This is a genomic window from Klebsiella sp. 2019SCSN059, assembly GCF_021739525.1.
Taxonomy (GTDB): Bacteria; Pseudomonadota; Gammaproteobacteria; order Enterobacterales; family Enterobacteriaceae; genus Klebsiella; species Klebsiella quasipneumoniae.
Map to the genome: position 1 here is coordinate 91,604 of NZ_JAKKOM010000018.1, position 18,597 is coordinate 110,200.

Here is an 18,597-nt window from a genome sequence, read left to right on the forward strand (position 1 = left end):
CGTTAAGCCCCTTTCAACATATCAAACACCACCCGAGCAAAGCCCTTCGCCAGTTCAGGGTTAGAGAGATATTGCACCATCATCTCCTGCTGGGCCTCATTGCTGTCCATGACGGCATCATCAATGGCTTTTGGGAAATCGCCCAGCATCGCTTGCTCGCGCGTATTGTTAGCAATCTGGGTCATCACCGCCTGGTTTTCTGACAGCTTGTCGCGCACCGCAAAGGCATAGTTGATCATGTCTTTATCGGTGAGATTATCGGTGACAAACAGCTCATTAAGGCGCGCCAGGATATTCGACAGAAACTCTTCTTTCTTGTCCTTTGGCTTCGCGGTACCTACATCATTACCCGGTTTGATTTTGTATTCCGCCGCATCTTCCTGCAGCTTCAGGTGTTGCTCGTGGAGTTTTGACAAACGGTAATGGCTCATCTCCACGTTGCTTAAATCAATCTCATCATCTTCGATACGCTGTTCATGCAGCAACGGACGCAGATGACGGGCAAACAGGCTCAGCTTTTCCAGGTCTTTGTCGTCGTAATCGACGATTTGCGACATAAACTCGTAAAAGCGGACAAAGCTACCGAGATCCTTCTTGAAGATATCCAGCTTACTTTTTTCTTTCTCGCAGTCCTTAAAGGTATTTTCCGCATTGGTGATCAGCACAACGTCGCCGGTCTTCTTAGTGCGTTCAAACATCTCTTTGGCCAGCACATAAGCATCAATCGCCGAGGTGTAGCGATGCTTCCAGCGCTCCACCGCAGGTTTGCAAATATTGCTAATAGCCGCGTTGGATTTATTTTTGCTGAAGAACGCCTCGCAGAACTGCTCCACTTCGTTCCACAGGAAAATGCCGCTGGTACGCAGTTTTTCATAAAGTTCAAAGACCAACTGCGGATCGCTGACATCAGTCAGTTCCGCGGTCTGGTAGTACGGCTGGAAAGCCCCCAAAATCTCGTCGGGTTCGTTGTAAAAATCGAGCACAAAGGTGCCTGACTGCGCCTTCCCGGGATAGGTACGGTTCAGGCGTGACAGCGTCTGTACGCACTCCACGCCGCCCAGCTTTTTATCCACATACATGGCACACAGCTTGGGCTGATCAAAACCAGTCTGGAATTTGTTGGCCACCAGCATCACCTGGTAGTCGTCGGTATCAAACGCTTTACGCATATCCCGGCCTTTGAGACCTGGGTTCATAGTGATCTCGGTGAATTTCTGGTTGAGCAGCGCAAGGCTGTTGTGGTCCTCTTCATGGAACTCCACTTCACCGGAGAACGCCACCATTGCGCTGATCTTGTCGTATTTTTGCTCGGCGATGTATTTATCGAACGCCAGCTTGTAGCGCACCGCCGCTTTACGTGAACTGGTCACCACCATCGCTTTCGCCTGGCCAGCCAGCAAGTGCATTACATGCTTGCGGAAATGCTCAATAATCACCTTCACTTTCTGCGACACGTTATGATCGTGCAGCGAGACCCACTGGTTTAGTTTGATCTTCGCTTTTTTGCTGTCCACTTCCCGGTCAGGATCGTCCAGCTTTTGCAGCAGCTTATACGCCACTTTGTAGTTGGTGTAGTTCTTCAGGACATCAAGAATAAAGCCTTCTTCGATGGCCTGGCGCATGGAGTAAACGTGGAACGCTTCAGGTTTATTGGTTTTTGAAGCCGGTTCCTGCGGATTCGGGCGACGGCCAAACAGCTCCAGCGTTTTGGCTTTTGGCGTGGCGGTGAAGGCGTAATAGTTGAGGTTGTTGCTGCCTTTACGCGCGGCGACGGTGGCGTCCAGAATATCTTCTGAAGACATCTCCACATCGTCATCCGTTTCTTCGGTCATCAGCACTTCTTTCAGCTGACGTGCCGTAGATCCGCTCTGTGAGGAGTGCGCTTCATCGGCGATCACCGCGTATTTGCGCTGCTTGAGGCTGACACTGTTTTCAATCGCCTTCAGGACAAACGGGAAGGTCTGAATAGTGACGATAATGATTGGCTGCGAGTTTTCCAGCGCGCTGGCCAGCTTCTCCGATTTTGAGCCGTCGCCTTCTTTGTTATTGATACGCCCGACCACGCCATCCTGATGCTCAAACTGATAGATGGTGTCTTGCAGCTGATCGTCAAGCACGGTGCGGTCCGTCACCACAATCACCGAGTGGAACTGTTTCTCGCCATTTTCATCGTACAGGCGGGAAAGCTGGTGGGCTGTCCAGGCAATAGAGTTAGATTTGCCCGACCCCGCGCTGTGCTGAATCAGGTATTTATTGCCTGTCCCTTCCACCGTGGCGGCGGTGATCAGTTTGTTGACCACGTCCCACTGGTGGTACCGCGGGAAAATCAGGCTCTCGCTTTTGTACTTCAGGCCAATGGCATCTTCTTTTTCAACGATTTGCAGATGCACAAAACTGGCGAGGATTTTCAGCAGATTGTCCGGCAGCAGCACCTCATTCCACAGGTAGCTGGTGGCGTAGTCGTTGGCATCTTCCGGGATGTCGTTCCCCGCGCCGCCGTCATGGGTGCCTTTGTTAAACGGCAGGAAGAAGGTTTTATCGCCATCAAGTTTGGTCGCCATAAACACTTCGTACTGGCTGACGGCAAAGTGCACCAGCGCCCCGCGTTTAAAGGTCAGCAGCGGCTCAGGTTTATTGGTGCCTGGATCTTTCGGCAAACGCGTTTTCTTGTATTGCGTAATGGCGTTTTGCACCGCCTGCTTAAATTCAGACTTCAGTTCCAGCGTCGCCACTGGCAGGCCATTGACGAACAGCACCAGGTCGATACGCCATTTCTTTGCCTTGCTACCCGTTTCTTCAAATGCAGCGTTCGACGCATGTGGGCTGTAAACCAGCTCCGGTACGATGCGGCAGATATTCTGCTTGTAGCGCGTCAGGGTTTCCGGATTGAGGTTATGTTCCGGCTTAAACTGGCACAGGGAAAAACGGGCGTTATGGCTTTTGATACCATGACGCAGTACGCCGAGGGTGCCGTAAGTGCGCGAAAGCATATCGGTAGCGTTGATATCCGCTTTTTTCAGCTGCGCCACCAGCGCATCAAGGAAATGACGCTCAGTATCGCCAGGATAAATTTTGGCAAACTTTTCCCACTCCTGCGGCTGCGTGGTCTGCACAAAGGTCAGCGCATCCTGGGAATACAGCGCACGTTCGCGATCGTAGCCGTCTGTTTTGCCACAAATCCAGCCTTTTACTTCCATCTGAGCAATTATCTCATTCTGGAAAATCAGCTCTTTGGTGCTGTCCATGCTCATGCGGTGGCCCCCTGTGGCTCCTCAACGTCCTGCGTGTCAGGCGCAACCCAGTCGCGGACGTCGATTTTTCCGGTGACGGCGGCGGAAATAAGGGCGGTGCGGCGTTCCTTTATTAGACTTATTGAAATTTCCGCCGTATTTATTGCTTGATCTATTTTTGACACATTGCTAGCTATAAACTCTGCAATTTTTAGCTGTTCATTTAAAGGAGGGATTAGTTGAAAATAATTGCCTACCTGCTCTTGCGAAATCATAGGAATAGCAGTTGATGATGTCTGCATTTTAACAGTATTTTGGATGAAAGGACCCATGAGACTATAGTTCATAAACTCACCACAAATATTTAAGTCACGAAGAACAATTAAACTCGGATTAATCGTTGCTTTCCCTAAGTCGTGAGTAATAAAGGATACTTTTCCGACGGTACTTCCACGCTGAACAAAAAGTATCATATTTTTATCCAACATAATCTCCGGAGATTCATAATATTTCTCCCAAGATATATATTGTGGTGAGCTTAATAATATAGAACCATCGCTCCTCATTTCTGATGCTCCCAGAACAAGAGCTCCTTCATTTTCATCCACTAAGTCTTGAACAGTGTACCCTCTGAAACCAATGCGGCCCTTGATAGTACAATAGTATTTTACCTTAGAGACCCCCCAATGCTCTGGTACTTCCCCCAACCACTCAACACCAGAATCTTTCATCGGCACATCAGGATTTAGCCCTTTGGTGACGGCATGGCTAATCACTGCCTGACGTTTTTCTTTCAACAGTTCAATCAGTTGCTGTTGCTTCTCGATCAGATTATCGATTTTTGCGGTTTCGTGATCTAGGAAACAGTATATTTTTCCCTGCTCAGTCTTGTCTGGAAGTAGCAGCTCAATATTTCTAAACTCATCAGGATCCAGATCCCATTGATTGACTCGTATCCCCTTGGAGCGGCTCAGGTATTGAGTAACGTAAATCGGATTGCGAAGTAAATAATGCACATACCTTGGATGTGCCAGTTCAAAAAGGACATTGTTGGGTTTGTAGACAAAATATGCTGGACTAACTATCCCTTCATACTCTGAAATTGCGATTGAACCTTGCCAAGCTTTCATCTTATTCATAACCAAATCATTTGGCTCAACCAATTGATAGGGTGACAAATCTTCTGAAGGCTTGTTATTATTATCATCCCTGCTTGATTTTGGTATAACACCATAATCCCGATATACGGAAAGCAATTCTTTCTCTGTATATCCGGTCCGCTTAATTCTGGAAAACAATCTAGATATGGATAAGGTTTTCCAGTGATTCGGAATCTCCCCCAACCATTCAACCCCAGAATCCTTATACTCCGGATACGCCTTATACTTAGCCATCAGGAATGTACCTCCTGCAGCAGTTTCATAATCTCGGCGCTGACCGCATCCAGGTCGGCATCAATTTCCTCCAGCGGGCGCGGCGGCTGATAGACGTAGAAATGGCGGTTAAACGGAATCTCATAACCAACAATCCCCACTTCACCATCTTTCGCATCACGCTTATCAGCGTTGATCCAAGCGTCATTCACATGCGGCAGCACTTCTGCTTTGAAGTAGTTTTCAATCAGGTCGCTGGTAGACACAGCCGGGTTCAGCGGCACGTTTTCGTTATCACGCAGCTCGCCGTCCTGCTCAAACTCCACCACTTTGCCTTTGTATTCAAACGCCCCGTACAGCGGCTGAGCGGCTTCTTTCAACACTTTCTTCACCACTGGCTCAGCATCCGGATTTTTGGTGGTGATGGCATCGATAAATTGCTTGTTCTCTTTGGCATCCAGCTTCACGCCAGCCGTTTTGATTGCCCCTTTCAGGGTCAACTGGAACTGGTTGAAGTCATTGCTCACTAACGTTTTACCACCCGCCTGCGTACCCAGAGCCGTCTGAATCTGCAGCCCTTTTTCCATTAACCCGCGCTGGGAAAGCCACAGTTTGCTATCGAGCAGGTCTTTAATCTGTTTCTCTTTCAGCTCGGCAAATTCGGCTTTGATGATGGCGCGCGCTTCTGCTTCCAGTTCTGAGAAATCACCATAGTTTTCCTCCTGCCATTGGGCCGCGAACTCGTCATACAGACGCTCCATTGGCGCGTTAAACGGCTTCGGCGCAAAGCGCAGCGTCGCAATCGCCTCATCCGTCACCTGAGCAGATAAACGCAGCGGGCGTTCAATGGTCAGGCGGCGATAGCCAAAGTCGGTGCTGTTAAAGATTTTGCTGGCGAAGGTTTTCGGCGCTTCGGTTTTCGCAGCGGCAGGCTGGCGACCACGGTGAGATTTTTGCTCTGCGGCTTTTTCCAGACCCAGCGCTTCCAGGGTTGTGGCATTTACTACCTCAAAGTCACCGAAGGTCTGAGCGATCAGCCTGATATCGTCATCGCCCATCAGGTTACGCTTGGAACCCAGCGATTTACGCATCTTGCCGCACAGGCTGGTGCCATCAATCAGCTGCACTTTGCCTTTACGCGCAGGCGCTTTCTTGTTCGAGAGGATCCAGACGTAGGTTGCAATGCCGGTGTTGTAGAACATATCGGTTGGCAGCGCGACAATGCCTTCCAGCAAATCGGCTTCGAGAATGTAGCGACGGATTTCGCTCTCACCGCTGCCCGCACCACCGGTAAACAGTGGGGAACCGTTAAGGATAATCCCGATACGCCCGCCGTTGCTTACGGATCCATCCACATTGTGGTTGTCGCGCATTTTGCTGATCAGGTGCATCAGGAACAGCAGCGAGCCGTCGGAAACACGCGGCAGGCCCGGGCCAAAGCGACCGTTAAAGCCTTTCTGCGTATGTTCGTCGTTAATCTCGCCCTCAATCTTTTTCCAGTCCACGCCAAACGGCGGGTTAGAGAGCATGTAGTCGAACTGGTCCTGCGGCAGCTGATCGTTAGAGAGGGTGTTACCCAGTTTAATACGGCTGACGTCCTGACCTTTGATCAGCATATCGGCTTTACAGATAGCGTAGGATTCCGGGTTCAGCTCCTGGCCAAAGGCGCGCATCACCGCGTTAGGGTTCAGTTCGTGCACATATTCCATGCCTGAAGAGAGGAAGCCGCCGGTCCCGGCCGTCGGGTCATAAATGGTGCGGATAATACCTGGCTGCGTCAGGGCTTCATCATCCTCCATAAACACCAGCGAAGTGGTCAGACGCACGATATCGCGTGGGGTGAAGTGCTCACCAGCTGTCTCGTTAGAACTTTCCGCGAAACGGCGGATAAGTTCTTCAAACACCAGGCCCATCTCATAGTTGGAAATCGCTTTCGGGCTCAAATCGGTGGTGGCGAATTTCTTCACCACTTTAAATAGCAGGTTGGCATCTTCAAGCAGGCCAACAAACTCGCTGAATTTGAAGTGTTCGAAGATCTCACGGGCATCCGGGGAGAACGCCTGTACGTAGCTTTCCAGATTGGCTTTGATGTCGTTCTGCCCCATCTTGCCAAGATCCATCTTCGAGGTGTTGAAGAAGGAAAGCTCGCTGGCGCGTAGCAGAAACTTCTCTTTGGCATCTTCCGGCAGTGTGCTGGTTTTTAATTCATCATATTTCGCCACCACCGCATCTTTGGTTTCCGCCAACACACACTCAAGACGACGCAGCAGCGTGAAGGGCAGGATCACGCGCCCGTACTGAGACTGTTTGAAATCACCGCGCAGCAGATCGGCCACCGACCAGATAAACGCAGCCGTTTGAGAAAAGTTAGTGTTAGTCATGAAGCCCTCGGAAGAGATTGCGGCCATGGAGCAAAGTGCTCCGGCAAAAAACCGTTTTGGAACGTAGTACGCAAAATAATACCTGCTACAGGGACTATCGCAACCGGAAAGGGACAAAGAAATGACCAGTATCAGGAGGACAATTCCTATCCTCATTTATTGCATCAGAGATATGACAAACAGCATTTTAAAAATTGAGAATACCCGTTCAGTAGCCATCGATGTGTAAAGTGGCACGCCATGTTTAGTGATACAAACAATTCTTGCGATCCCCCTCGCATCGTGGACAATGTTTAACCATGATGAATTTATACGACAAAACCAATTGTCTCATTTAAGTTACGGGATGGGGAATGGACAGTAATACTCAGGGATTCACTTCATATTGGCGTAATACCTTAGCAGATGCCGAGTCTGGAAAAGGGGCGTTTGAGCGTAGAGAGGAAGAATCATTTACGAAATGGACGAACGTCGATAGGGGGAGGTTGGGTGAAGATATTGTGGAATCATTCTTCAATGGTGAAGACACCGAGGTCAAGACCGTCGAGGTGCTGCTACGGCCAGAGGTATGGATCCGCCTGTTAAAGCATGGCAAGGCGCGGACTGCTGGAGCTCCTGATATTGTTACACCTTTGGTTACAGCTGCACTCCTCAACCGCGAAGGCTTTTTATTCCCTACATCTCTTGCCACCATTCCCCGTGACCTGCTCGAACCTCTTCCTAAAGGAACCTTTTCTATTGGTGAGATGGCGGAATATGACAAGTACAAAACCACGCATGATTCAATCACTTTTGATCCCGGTAATGAGGATGAGCTGCGTGAGGAGACTGATGAACAACGAGAGGGACGACATGCTCGTTATCAGCAGTGGTGGCAAAAGTATCTTAAAGATTCAGATGAACTTTTAAAACATGTTGCTGGCAAATGGCTCGCATCACCTGAGCAATATGAACCAGCTGGCTATGGCTACATTATTAAAGCCAACCAGCCTGGAGGGGCCAGCATCCATATCCTGCCTATGTACGATCATTTGCTGACGTGCAAAAAAGAGGTGCCATTGCTGGCGCGTTTTGCCTCGAAAGAGAAGTCTCCTGTTGAGCCGCTCCTCGCCAGTAATGCCATGTTTAGTGAGCGTCTGGGACACTCCGGTGATAAGTTTCCGCTGGCTGTCGCGCAGCGCGATGCCCTGAGCCATTACCTCACTCAACAGCCCGGCGATATTCTTGCCGTAAATGGTCCTCCGGGTACCGGGAAAACTACTCTGGTTCTCTCCATCATCGCTACTAAGTGGGCGAGAGCAGCTTTAAACAAAACTGAACCACCGGTGGTGATTGCGACATCAACCAATAATCAGGGCGTTACCAACATTATCGAGGCCTTCGGCAAAGATTTTTCTATCGGTACCGGGCCTATGGCCGGGCGTTGGTTACCAGATCTAAAAAGCTTTGGCGCTTACTTCCCGTCTTCGGGACGAAGAGCCGAGGCGGTAAAAAAATACCAGACGGAAGACTTTTTTAACCGTATTGAATCCCTTGAATATGTTGAAGATGCCCGGTGCTTCTTCCTTGAAAAGGCAAGGGCAGCTTTTCCGCATGAGAAATGTCATTCACCAGTACAGGTTGTGGATCTCCTGCATCAGCGTTTGGTTGAACTCTCTGCAGAACTTGTGCAAATCAAGCCTGCGTGGGATGACCTGAACGCAATCCGTCAGGAGCGGCATGCCATCAGTGACGATCTCGAACAGTATATTCAGGATAAGAGAACGTTACTGCTCAATAGCACAAATGAAATCTCGCTATTAACGCAGGGCAAAAAACAGTGGGAACAATATCGAGCCGGAGAGTCGATCATGTTCACTCTCTTCTCCTGGCTTCCCGCCGTTCGTATTAAGCGTCACTATCAAATGAAGCTGTTTTTGGAGGCTACGTTTGGCGAAAGAATGACAGCATTCCAGGGATCTCAGCCTGATGGAATTGATGCCTTTATCGATGGATTGATTGAGCAAGCTCATAAAGTACAGGCCGGGTACCAACAGCAAATTGATCACGCTGAGGACATTTCCCGACGTGAAAGTGAAGCCGTCATCCATTGGTGCGAGATAACCCATTCGCTGGGTTATGCAGGCGAGACGGAGCTGAATCTGAGCGAAGCCGATGAGCTTGCCGATACACAGCTCCGTTTCCCGGCGTTTTTGCTGGCGACGCATTACTGGGAAGGTCGGTGGCTGATGGATATGGCTGCTATCGAGGACCTTCAAAAAGAAAAAGGTCGCAAAGGGGCGAAGGCAATTAAAGCCCGCTGGCTGCGTAGAATGAAGCTCACCCCTTGTGTCGTCATGACCTGCTTTATGCTTCCTCACCATATGCTTATCAGAGAACATGTTGGTGGCAAGAAATTTGATGATGGTTATTTATATAACTTCGCCGATTTGTTGATCGTCGATGAAGCGGGGCAGGTGCTTCCTGAGGTTGCTGCAGCTTCTTTCGCACTGGCGAAGAAAGCTCTGGTAATTGGCGACACAGAACAGATTGCGCCTATCTGGAACAGCCTGCCTTGTATTGATATTGGCAATATGGTTGAGGAGCATATCCTTCCAGAAGGTTCTCAGGAAGAACTGACTGAAGCTTATGCTTTGGTTTGTGAATCAGGAAAAAGCGCTGCATCCGGCAGCGTTATGAAGGTTGCACAGTTTAACTCGCGCTACCAGTACGATCCGGATCTGGCGCGGGGGATGTATCTGTACGAACACCGTCGCTGCTTCGATAACATCATTGGCTACTGTAACACCCTTAGTTATCACGGTAAGTTGCAGCCCAAACGAGGGGAAGGAAAAGAGACAATATTTCCTGCAATGGGCTATCTGCATATAGATGGTAAGGGTATGCAGGCCAATGGTGGAAGTCGTTATAACGACTTTGAAGCGAAGACGATTGCTGCATGGCTTGCAGCGCACAAAGAAGAGATTGAGCATCACTACAATAAACCGTTACATGAATTAGTCGGCATTGTGACCCCATTTTCGGCGCAGGTCAGTGCGATTAAATCGTCATTACGTAAGCTGGATATCAATTGTAGTGGCGATGAAAATTCGCTGACAGTGGGCACGGTTCATTCATTGCAGGGGGCGGAACGGGCAATTGTGCTGTTCTCTCCTGTGTATTCGAAACATGAAGATGGCGGATTTATTGATAGAGACAGCAGCATGCTGAACGTTGCCGTTTCACGTGCTAAAGATAGCTTTTTGGTCTTTGGCGATATGGACCTGTTTGAGATTCAGCCCGCTTCTTCGCCGAGAGGGTTGCTTTCAAAATACCTGTTTGCATCCGTTAATAATGCACTGCAGTTTGAGTACAAAGAACGACAGGACCTTAATACAGCGCAAACACAGATTTCTACCTTGCACGGTGTTGAGCAGCATGATGAGTTTCTGAACCAGACTTTTGACGCTATTGGTAAAAGTATTACTATTGTTTCCCCTTGGCTGACCTGGGAAAAATTGGAACAAACCGGTTTTCTAACATCAATGATCCAGGCACGTGCTCGTGGTATCGACATTACTGTTGTAACGGATAAAAGCTTTAATACCGAAGACGTCAGTTATGAGAAGCGCAAAGCAAAACAGCAGCGCCTTAATGATGCAGTGGAAAAACTAAATGCGCTGGGCATTGTGACTATGCTGGTTAACCGTGTTCACAGTAAAATCGTGATTGGCGATGAAGGGCTGTTGTGCATAGGATCGTTCAACTGGTTTAGCGCTACGCGTGATGAGAAGTACAAACGATACGATACGTCGATGGTATACCGTGGCGAAAGCTTACAAGCGGAAATTAGAGCGATTTATTCCAGCCTGGAGCAGCGGAAGTTATAGGGGGGCTTAAAGCAATGCAGGTATCGAATGTGTTGAATTAATTTAGCGCTACTCAAGGAGGTATGGCCTTAAGATGCTATGCCTCCACATCCTGATTCCGGGAGATGTGCCGACATTAAGAGTCTATTACCCGGCCCGATAGCTAGGGAGAGAAATAGCTATTGATGATGCCGTACCTTATATAGAGATATAATTTACCCCAAGTCTGCTAATTAGTTCGAAGTGCTGATTTAACCTGGGGTGATTCTCTTTCCTCGAATGACAACATTAACTAGGTTGAAAGCGTTAGCCTGCATTATGAGAAAATCACCTGGCGAATCCACGGCGGTAATATTCAGTTCAGCGGTGCCTGGAACGAGTGTCCTTCAACCAAATTCAGTAGCGCATTTGATATCCCTTTATGTTTTTCTGGCGTGTTTTATGCCTGTTCAGAAGGTTGACGACAGGCTGAGGGATGCAAAGCTAAGCAAACACTAATCCCGCTCATTGCTACACACCATCCCCCCTCATCCCCTGAACACCTCCCGCCGGTGCCACGCCACAAACCCCTCCTGGGGATAGCATTCTTTCCCCTGCGGCAAGGTAATCTGCTTACCATCAAAATCCCAGAACAACCTGCCAACGATGCCTCCGCCGTTCACCGCCGGCGAAACTTGGATGCGCATATCCTCATCCAGACCAATGGATCCTTTATCAAAAGCCTTATGGTGAATCGCGCAGAGCGCCAGGCCGTTAGGGATTTCGCATGGGCCGCCGTGCTGCTTCCATTTGATATGGGCCGCTTCCAGGGCGACGGAGGTATTATCATGGCGCATATTGAAGCCGCAGATCGCGCACTCATAGTTATAGGCGCGCAGCACCTGCTGGCGAAAATGCGGGTCGCGCTCTTTACGGATCTGCAGCAGATCAAACCCCATCTCTTCAGCCAGCTCTTCCTGAATACTCTCCGGGAAATGCGCCTCGAGGATCTGATGGGCGAGGGTATTGATCAGCTTCTTATTTCTGTTTAGTAGCGCAAAATGCGGCTCATCGAAGCCGCCGGCGACCTGACAGAGCTCCAGCTCTTTGCCGGGCGGCTGTCGGCTGCCCTGGGTTGAGCACTGTTCGCTGTTGTGCAACTCCCAGAAGCCGTCGCCTTTCAGGCGCCAGAAGGGCATGTCCGGCCGGTACTGGCGGCGCTGCGGGCCAAAGCGTTCCAGCAGGCTATGCAGCTCATCACGTATCTCCGAGGCGTAGTCGAACATCCGCGCATGGCCGCGCTGGTACTGTGAGAGGACGTACAGCAGCAACAGTGGCTTATGCGGCGCACGCAGTTCGCCTTTGCGCCAGATGGTGATGTTCTCGATCGCGTGTTGCAGGGTCGTGCTGGAGGGCATAGCGTTACATTGGCAGCTAAATAAATGCGATGATGCTCGCAAAATCCTTGCCGATCAACCTACCAGATGCGGCGATTCTACGTGGATCGCGATTTAATTATCACTGCCAGTTATTTGTTCGAAAAGCCCATAGCTTTCTATTTATACTCAAGCTTCGCGCCATCAGATAGCTATGTCTTATGAAAAAACTACCGGACCATTTATCCAGGGAATGCATCATCGCCGCCATTCGCGCTTACGATGCAGGCGTTGCGCATCAGTTTAAAAGCGCGCGTCTGTATGAGATCGAGTTTGAGGGGCGTCGGTATCCTTCAAAAGCCATCGTCGGGTTAGCGGCCACGCTTGCGACAGGAACGGAATTTACCCCGGCGGATTTCAGCGGAGGGATTAAATCCAAATGCGTGCGTCTGTTACTGGAGCAAGGATTTACGATCGCGTCGCAGGGCGCTGGCGATGACGAGGTTGCGCTTTTCCCCGATGAGGGGCAGACGACCATGGAGTACGTGGAAGGGGCGGCGATGCAGGTAGTGGTCAATCGCTATGAGCGCGACCGTCAGGCTCGTCAGGCGGCGCTTCGCCTGCACGGCTGCCGGTGTCAGGTATGCGGTCTGGATATGGCCAGCCGCTATGGCGATATCGGCCAGGGCTTTATCCATATCCACCATCTCATCCCGCTGGCCGGGATAAAGCAGGACTACCGCCTGAACCCTGAAACCGATCTGATCCCGGTATGTCCCAACTGCCATGCGATGCTGCACCGGCGAGATCCGCCGTTTACCCCCGAAGAGCTGAAGGCCCGGCTGCGCCCCACAGACTGACATCCGACAGCGCTCGCTTTACGTTCATCAAACACACCACAAACCCCACGCTACCTTACCGGTAGCGTGGGCCCGCTCTCTTTTACTTATCCCGCGTCTCGCCAGCCTCCCAGCTGTAGCTGCCATCGGCCGCTAACTTATCGCCCAGCTCCTGATACTCGAACTGATAAAACTCAGCCTGGGTACCGTACCCGGCGTAGTCTACCGCCGCCAGGCCGACGAACGCCCCGGTAAAGAACCCGCCGTAGCTCTGCAACACATAGTCATCGGACAGCACCGCGGCATCCAGCTGGACCGGGATCTCGGTGAACGTCACGCCATCGAAGCTGTATTCATAGCTGTAGGTCTGCTTGCGGACTTTGGTCCGGAACCAGACGTATTCCACGCCGTCCGGCACCTTGATGGCGTTATCTTTCAGGTACGACGTGTATTTCCCGCGGTTATTTTCGCCGACTTCGATGACCTTGCCGTTAATTTCATTCCAGGTCAGGAAGACGAAGCTCCAGTGGCGGTCGTTATAGTAATTCGTTAACCCGGCCATCTGCTGATAGCTGAAGGGCTCGAATTTCACCTTCACCGCGGCGTCAAAATAGAAGGCCTGCCAGCGGCGGGCAATCAGCGACAGGTCATGCGTATTGGCTAACGAACCCTGGCCGATTAAGGTTAATTTGCCGTTGCCGGTGGCGCCCATTTTGGCCGTAAACGGCACCCGCAGGGTATTCCAGTTCGGATCGAGCGCTGGCGACGTAAAGTCATCCTGCTGGCTATTATCGCTGGCGCTTTCGGTGAAGATGGCGTCTTTCGGCCCTTCGACGAAGGTTTTCCCGCCGTGACCGCCTTCAATACGCGGCCAGCCCTCGTCATCCCAGTACACTTTCTGGATCGCGGTTTCCCGGCCAAGGGTTGACCAGCCGCGCGGGTCGTAGATGGATTCCCCCGGGCGATTCCACGGCCGGGCGCAGAGCGAGGCGTAATACCATTCGCCTTCCGGGGTGGAGACCAGCGCGCCATGGCCCTGTTTCTGGATGTAGCTGTCCGGGGTGTCGACGTTGGTTAAGAACACGTCGCCCGGCTCGGTTTCAAAGCTGTCGGCCTCGAGGGTTTTCGACCGCGCCACCACCTCCTGGTGGGTAAACACGGTGCCGCCCTGGGCGGCAAACAGGTAGTAGTAGCCGTTCAGTTTATAGAGGTGCGGCCCCTCGACCAGCGCCACGGCGGTTCCGCGGTAGATGGTGCGCGCGGTTTCCGGCATTAACTTCAGCGTGTTGGTATCCAGCTCCGTTAAGGTAATGCCATCGAAGGGGTGATGGTACTCCCGGTGATCCCAGGTTTGCTGGACGATATATTTCCGGCCATCGTCGTCATGGAACAGCGAGGCGTCAAACCCGACGCCGTTCAGCTTGATCGGGTCGCTCCACGGCCCCCGAATATCCTTCGCGGTGGTCAGGTAGTTGGTCATGTCTTTGAAGGCGCCTTCGGTGACCTTCACATCGGTATACACCAACCAGAATTGCCCGTCGGCCCAGGAGAGCGCCGGCGCCCAAATGCCGCCGGAGGAGGGGTTGCCCTTCATGTCCAGCAGGGTGGTGGTGGAGAGCGGCGAAGGCAGCAGGTTCCAGTTTTTCAGGTCTTTCGACTCATGTAAACGCACGCCCGGGAACCACTCAAACGTCGAGTTGGCAATATAGTACGTATCCTCGACGCGAATAATACTGGGGTCGGCATTAAAGCCGCGTAATATCGGGTTTTGAATAAGTGACATTTCATTACACCTTTTAAAATGGAAAGTGACGAATCGGTCTGATTTATAATTTTTTTAACTACACGCGGATCTCATCCAGCTGACGGTTGATGTCGGTAACATGTTTATCGGAGATCGGATAAACCTGGATAATCACCATCGAAATAGCGGCCAGCGCGATCGGGATCCACACCGCGGTCATAATGATCCCGTCGATGGCGCTGGCGCTCTGCACGGCGCCGCTTTCATTAAAGCCATACACCGCCAGCAGCCACAGCGGGATCGCGCCGCCGATGGTGAAGCCGATCTTGAAGAAGAGTCCCATAATGGCATTGATAATGGCGGCATTGCGTTTGCCAGATTTTAATTCGCCGTACGCGATGACTTCCGGTACCAGCGCCCACATAAAGCCGGTGGCGGAGGTTAAGCCCCACTGTTTAATAAAGGTGGCGATGTAGGCCAGCCACAGGGCGTCGTGCATCCCTTCGCGGGACCAGACGTAGGTCAGCAGTTCGCCGACGATGAACATGGCGAGGAACAGATGGAAGAAGCCTTTTTTACCAAAGATTTTTTTCAGTTTCGGCCAGAAAACCGGGAAGGCGATGCCGGGAATAGACGCGACGAGACCCACCGCGCCCATCCATTCGGAGTGGCCGACGACGTACTGGTTGAAGAAGCCGTTAACGGTGTTCATGAAGAACATGAAGGTAAAGGCCAGCATAAAGAACATACCCAGAATAACCAGCGGGCGGTTATGTCGGAGCTCGTGGAAAAGGTCGGTGGTTTTGACGTTGGCGGTCTGCTCGGCGGTCGCGACAACGCGTTCTTTGGTGAATTTATAACAGATAAACAGAGCCACCGCGCCGATGATCATATAGATGGCGTACACGCCAAACCAGGCGTAGTTTGCCGACGGATCGGTATAGTTGCCGAGATTCAGCTCAAGGCCAAAAAAGCCGGTGTCTTTCAGGCTGCGATCTTTCGGCGCCGCCATCTGCACAAACATCGGGAACAGGGTATAGACCAGCAGGTTGGCGCTGTTGGCCAGCATCATGCGGGTACTGGTGAGCTTATCGATCGATTCCGGGTCGCGGGTCAGCGACGCATTCAGCGAGCCATAGGGAATATTGACTAAGGAATAAACCAGGTCCAGCGCCAGATAAATAATAAAGGCGAAAGCCACCGAACCTTTCACTCCGGGGATGGGCGCGAACAGTAATGCCGAGAGGATCACCAGCGGCACGCCGGCTCGTAACAGCCACGGACGATATTTCCCTGCTTTCGAGGTTCGTTTATCCACGTAGGTGCCGACCATTGGATCCCAAAACACATTAATGATGCGGACAAAAAGAAAAATAAAGCCTGCCGTTGCCGTGCTGATGGTATTTACCGTCAGCATATGCAAAGCCAGAAAACCCCCAATTGTGCCGAAAACCAGGTTTTGCGCAAAGTCGCCCATGCCATAACCAATTCGTTCTCCGCGGGTTAATTTATGATATTCATCATGCCGACTGTGCATTATGTTTTTACTCATTCTAAGCAGACTCCGGTTTGTTTTGTGTAGGTGAAACACTTTCTGACACAGTTGACATGGAAGAATCTATTACGTTTTTAAATTACGTAATTATGTTTTTTTACTTCTGTGATCCTCGAAGCAAAGGCCTGTATCACCTGCGTTGAGCCGCCATCCGCCGCTAATTTTTTGGCAGACAGGCAATGTGACAAAACCGGCATTTTAATTCGCTATGCCCACCTGAATTCCCCAGGAAGTGTACGCTATACGCGCGCGAAGCGAGATATTTAAAATAGTTTTATTTGCGAGATGGCTCACATTTGAGCATTTTCTCAATCGCCGAGTGAAATAACGTAATTGAGCAACCGCCGATGAGAATACACGATGTGTCACAGTTGTTAATTTTCGGCTTCCTCAATTTCGGAGTTCATCATGCAAACTTATTTTGACCAGCTCGAACGCGTTCTTTTTGCCGGACCTAAAACCGATAATCCTCTGGCGTTTCGCCACTATAATCCGGATGAAATCGTGCTGGGAAAACGCATGGCAGATCATCTGCGCTTTGCCGCCTGTTATTGGCATAACTTCTGCTGGAATGGCGCGGATATGTTTGGCGCCGGCTCGTTTGAGCGTCCCTGGCAGGCCGCGGGCGATGCGCTGGAAATGGCCAAACGCAAAGCGGACGTGGCGTTTGAGTTTTTCTACAAGCTCAACGTGCCGTATTACTGCTTCCACGATGTCGACGTCTCGCCAGAAGGCGCGTCGCTGAAAGAATATCTGCACAATTTCGCCGTGATGACCGAGGTGCTGGCGGAGAAACAGCAGCAAACCGGCGTGAAACTGCTGTGGGGCACCGCCAACTGCTTTACCCACCCGCGCTACGGCGCCGGGGCGGCGACCAACCCCGATCCGGAGGTGTTTGCCTGGGCGGCCACGCAGGTGGTGACCGCCATGAACGCCACCCACCAGCTCGGCGGCGAAAACTATGTTTTGTGGGGCGGCCGCGAAGGTTACGAGTCCCTGCTGAATACCGACCTGCGTCAGGAGCGCGAGCAGATTGGCCGCTTCCTGCAGATGGTGGTGGAGCACAAGCATAAGATTGGCTTTGGCGGCACGCTGCTTATCGAGCCGAAACCGCAGGAGCCCACCAAGCATCAGTACGATTACGATGTCGCGACAGTGTATGGCTTCCTGAAGCAGTTTGGTCTGGAAAATGAGATCAAGGTGAACATTGAAGCCAACCACGCCACCCTGGCGGGCCACTCTTTCCACCATGAAATCGCCAGCGCCATTGCGCTGGGGATCTTCGGCTCCGTTGATGCCAACCGCGGCGATGCGCAGCTCGGCTGGGATACCGATCAGTTCCCGAACAGCGTGGAAGAAAATACCCTGGTGATGTACGAGATCCTCAGAGCCGGGGGATTCACCACCGGCGGCCTGAACTTTGACGCCAAAGTTCGCCGGCAGAGCACCGACAAATACGACATGTTCTATGGCCATATTGGCGCCATGGACGTGATGGCGCTGTCTCTCAAGCTGGCCGCGCGGATGATTGAGGATGGCAAGCTCGATCGGGCTCTGGCAAAACGCTATGCCGGCTGGCAGGGCGAACTGGGGCAGCAAATTATGGCCGGCCGCATGTCGCTGGATAATATTGCCCGGTACGCTGAGCAGCATAATCTGAATCCGCAGCATCACAGCGGGCGTCAGGAATTACTCGAAAATCTCGTCAATACCTATATCTTTGGTTAAATTTGGCTGACATGCCCCTGCGGGGGCATGTATTCCGCCGTGTTCCCGCTGCCGGGAAATAGCGTTTATTTGTTCGTGTTGTATTTATGCTGTCTGTGCCGAAAGGCTATCTGTTTGACTGTCTATAGAGGAACAATCCGCCGCGCGGATGGTTCTGCCATTGTGCCACCTTTTTAATATCAGTGAGGGAGGGCGAGTAGCGATAATTGTGTAATACCTCTGTGACCGTACAAAATAAAAAATAACTTGTTCTGATGATAGCGACATATTCTGTCAGCTCAGAATAGGCTGGTTATTGTCTGAATAAAATTAACCTATATTGAGAAACTCATGACAATGATAAAAAAACTTCCATTAACCATGGCGGTTATCGCCGCGTTTTTTCCGCTTACCTCTGTAATGGCGCAAGAATTTACTCAGGAACAGATCGATGCCATTGTCGCCAAAGCCGTTGATAAAGCGCTGGCCGACCGCCAGGCGAAAATTGACGCCGCGGCCGACAAAAAGGTCGACGTCATTACCAACCCGCAGACCACCGCCGCCT

At 51.2% G+C, this 18,597-nt stretch carries 9 protein-coding genes and 2 pseudogenes; 5 read left to right on the top strand and 6 right to left on the bottom strand.

Features of this window, described 5'->3' with window-relative positions; translation table 11 throughout:
• Nucleotides 1–2: 2 nt before the first annotated feature.
• Genes L2I46_RS18300 through L2I46_RS18310 form a run of 3 tightly spaced genes read right to left on the bottom strand, consistent with a single transcriptional unit; the run spans nt 3 to nt 6,984 of the window.
• A complete protein-coding gene (locus L2I46_RS18300) occupies nt 3–3,251 on the bottom strand; it encodes a type I restriction endonuclease subunit R (protein WP_236948121.1) in 3,249 nt (1,082 codons plus the stop codon).
• The gene (locus L2I46_RS18305) at nt 3,248–4,624 is read right to left on the bottom strand and encodes a restriction endonuclease subunit S (RefSeq protein WP_048296540.1); all 1,377 of its coding nucleotides are present in this window, start codon (nt 4,622–4,624) and stop codon (nt 3,248–3,250) included. The genes L2I46_RS18300 and L2I46_RS18305 overlap by 4 nt, the downstream gene beginning before the upstream one ends.
• On the bottom strand, nt 4,624–6,984 hold the full coding sequence (locus tag L2I46_RS18310) for a type I restriction-modification system subunit M (RefSeq protein WP_236948122.1): 2,361 nt from the start codon (nt 6,982–6,984) through the stop codon (nt 4,624–4,626). Before L2I46_RS18310 ends, L2I46_RS18305 begins: the two co-directional genes overlap by 1 nt.
• Before the next feature lie 353 nt (nt 6,985–7,337).
• Here L2I46_RS18310 and L2I46_RS18315 point away from each other — a divergent pair, with 353 nt between their 5' ends.
• Both L2I46_RS18315 and L2I46_RS18320 read left to right on the top strand, forming a co-directional pair.
• Complete coding sequence (locus L2I46_RS18315; RefSeq protein ID WP_236948123.1) at nt 7,338–10,853, top strand: AAA domain-containing protein; 3,516 nt, start codon at nt 7,338–7,340, stop codon at nt 10,851–10,853.
• Nucleotides 10,854–11,101: 248 nt separating this feature from the next.
• A pseudogene (locus tag L2I46_RS18320) lies at nt 11,102–11,221 on the top strand (type VI secretion system tube protein Hcp); the annotation flags it as partial.
• Between the two features lie 138 nt (nt 11,222–11,359).
• Here the strand turns inward: L2I46_RS18320 and L2I46_RS18325 are convergent.
• Nucleotides 11,360–12,229, bottom strand: a complete 870-nt coding sequence (locus L2I46_RS18325) for a phosphorothioated DNA-binding restriction endonuclease (RefSeq protein ID WP_236948124.1) — start codon at nt 12,227–12,229, stop codon at nt 11,360–11,362.
• A gap of 179 nt (nt 12,230–12,408) precedes the next feature.
• On the opposite strand from L2I46_RS18325, the gene L2I46_RS18330 reads away from it, so the two are divergent.
• The gene (locus L2I46_RS18330; RefSeq protein WP_050534330.1) at nt 12,409–13,047 is read left to right on the top strand and encodes an HNH endonuclease; all 639 of its coding nucleotides are present in this window, start codon (nt 12,409–12,411) and stop codon (nt 13,045–13,047) included.
• Nucleotides 13,048–13,129: 82 nt separating this feature from the next.
• Here L2I46_RS18330 and L2I46_RS18335 read toward each other — a convergent pair whose 3' ends face one another.
• Nucleotides 13,130–14,809 (bottom strand): glycoside hydrolase family 43 protein, encoded by a 1,680-nt coding sequence (locus L2I46_RS18335; RefSeq protein WP_236948125.1) that lies wholly within the window; start codon nt 14,807–14,809, stop codon nt 13,130–13,132.
• A 58-nt stretch (nt 14,810–14,867) separates the two neighbouring features.
• On the bottom strand, nt 14,868–16,307 hold the full coding sequence (locus L2I46_RS18340; RefSeq protein WP_236948126.1) for an MFS transporter: 1,440 nt from the start codon (nt 16,305–16,307) through the stop codon (nt 14,868–14,870).
• A 426-nt stretch (nt 16,308–16,733) separates the two neighbouring features.
• Between L2I46_RS18340 and xylA the strand changes: the two genes are divergently transcribed.
• Together xylA and L2I46_RS18350 are read left to right on the top strand one after the other, a co-directional pair.
• Nucleotides 16,734–18,053 carry a xylose isomerase gene (xylA, locus tag L2I46_RS18345; protein WP_147734206.1) on the top strand — a complete coding sequence of 440 codons (1,320 nt, stop codon included), beginning with the start codon at nt 16,734–16,736 and terminating at the stop codon, nt 18,051–18,053.
• Nucleotides 18,054–18,383: 330 nt separating this feature from the next.
• A pseudogene (locus L2I46_RS18350) lies at nt 18,384–18,597 on the top strand (carbohydrate porin); the annotation flags it as partial.

What these genes read in the sequence shown, in the direction of transcription:
- L2I46_RS18305 (WP_048296540.1), bottom strand. Translation starts at nt 4,624, where the DNA reads ATGGCTAAGTATAAGGCGTATCCGGAGTATAAGGATTCTGGGGTTGAA.
- L2I46_RS18330 (WP_050534330.1), top strand. Translation starts at nt 12,409, where the DNA reads ATGAAAAAACTACCGGACCATTTATCCAGGGAATGCATCATCGCCGCC.
- L2I46_RS18335 (WP_236948125.1), bottom strand. Translation starts at nt 14,809, where the DNA reads ATGTCACTTATTCAAAACCCGATATTACGCGGCTTTAATGCCGACCCC.
- L2I46_RS18325 (WP_236948124.1), bottom strand. Translation starts at nt 12,229, where the DNA reads ATGCCCTCCAGCACGACCCTGCAACACGCGATCGAGAACATCACCATC.
- L2I46_RS18310 (WP_236948122.1), bottom strand. Translation starts at nt 6,984, where the DNA reads ATGACTAACACTAACTTTTCTCAAACGGCTGCGTTTATCTGGTCGGTG.
- L2I46_RS18300 (WP_236948121.1), bottom strand. Translation starts at nt 3,251, where the DNA reads ATGAGCATGGACAGCACCAAAGAGCTGATTTTCCAGAATGAGATAATT.
- xylA (WP_147734206.1), top strand. Translation starts at nt 16,734, where the DNA reads ATGCAAACTTATTTTGACCAGCTCGAACGCGTTCTTTTTGCCGGACCT.
- L2I46_RS18340 (WP_236948126.1), bottom strand. Translation starts at nt 16,307, where the DNA reads ATGCACAGTCGGCATGATGAATATCATAAATTAACCCGCGGAGAACGA.
- L2I46_RS18315 (WP_236948123.1), top strand. Translation starts at nt 7,338, where the DNA reads ATGGACAGTAATACTCAGGGATTCACTTCATATTGGCGTAATACCTTA.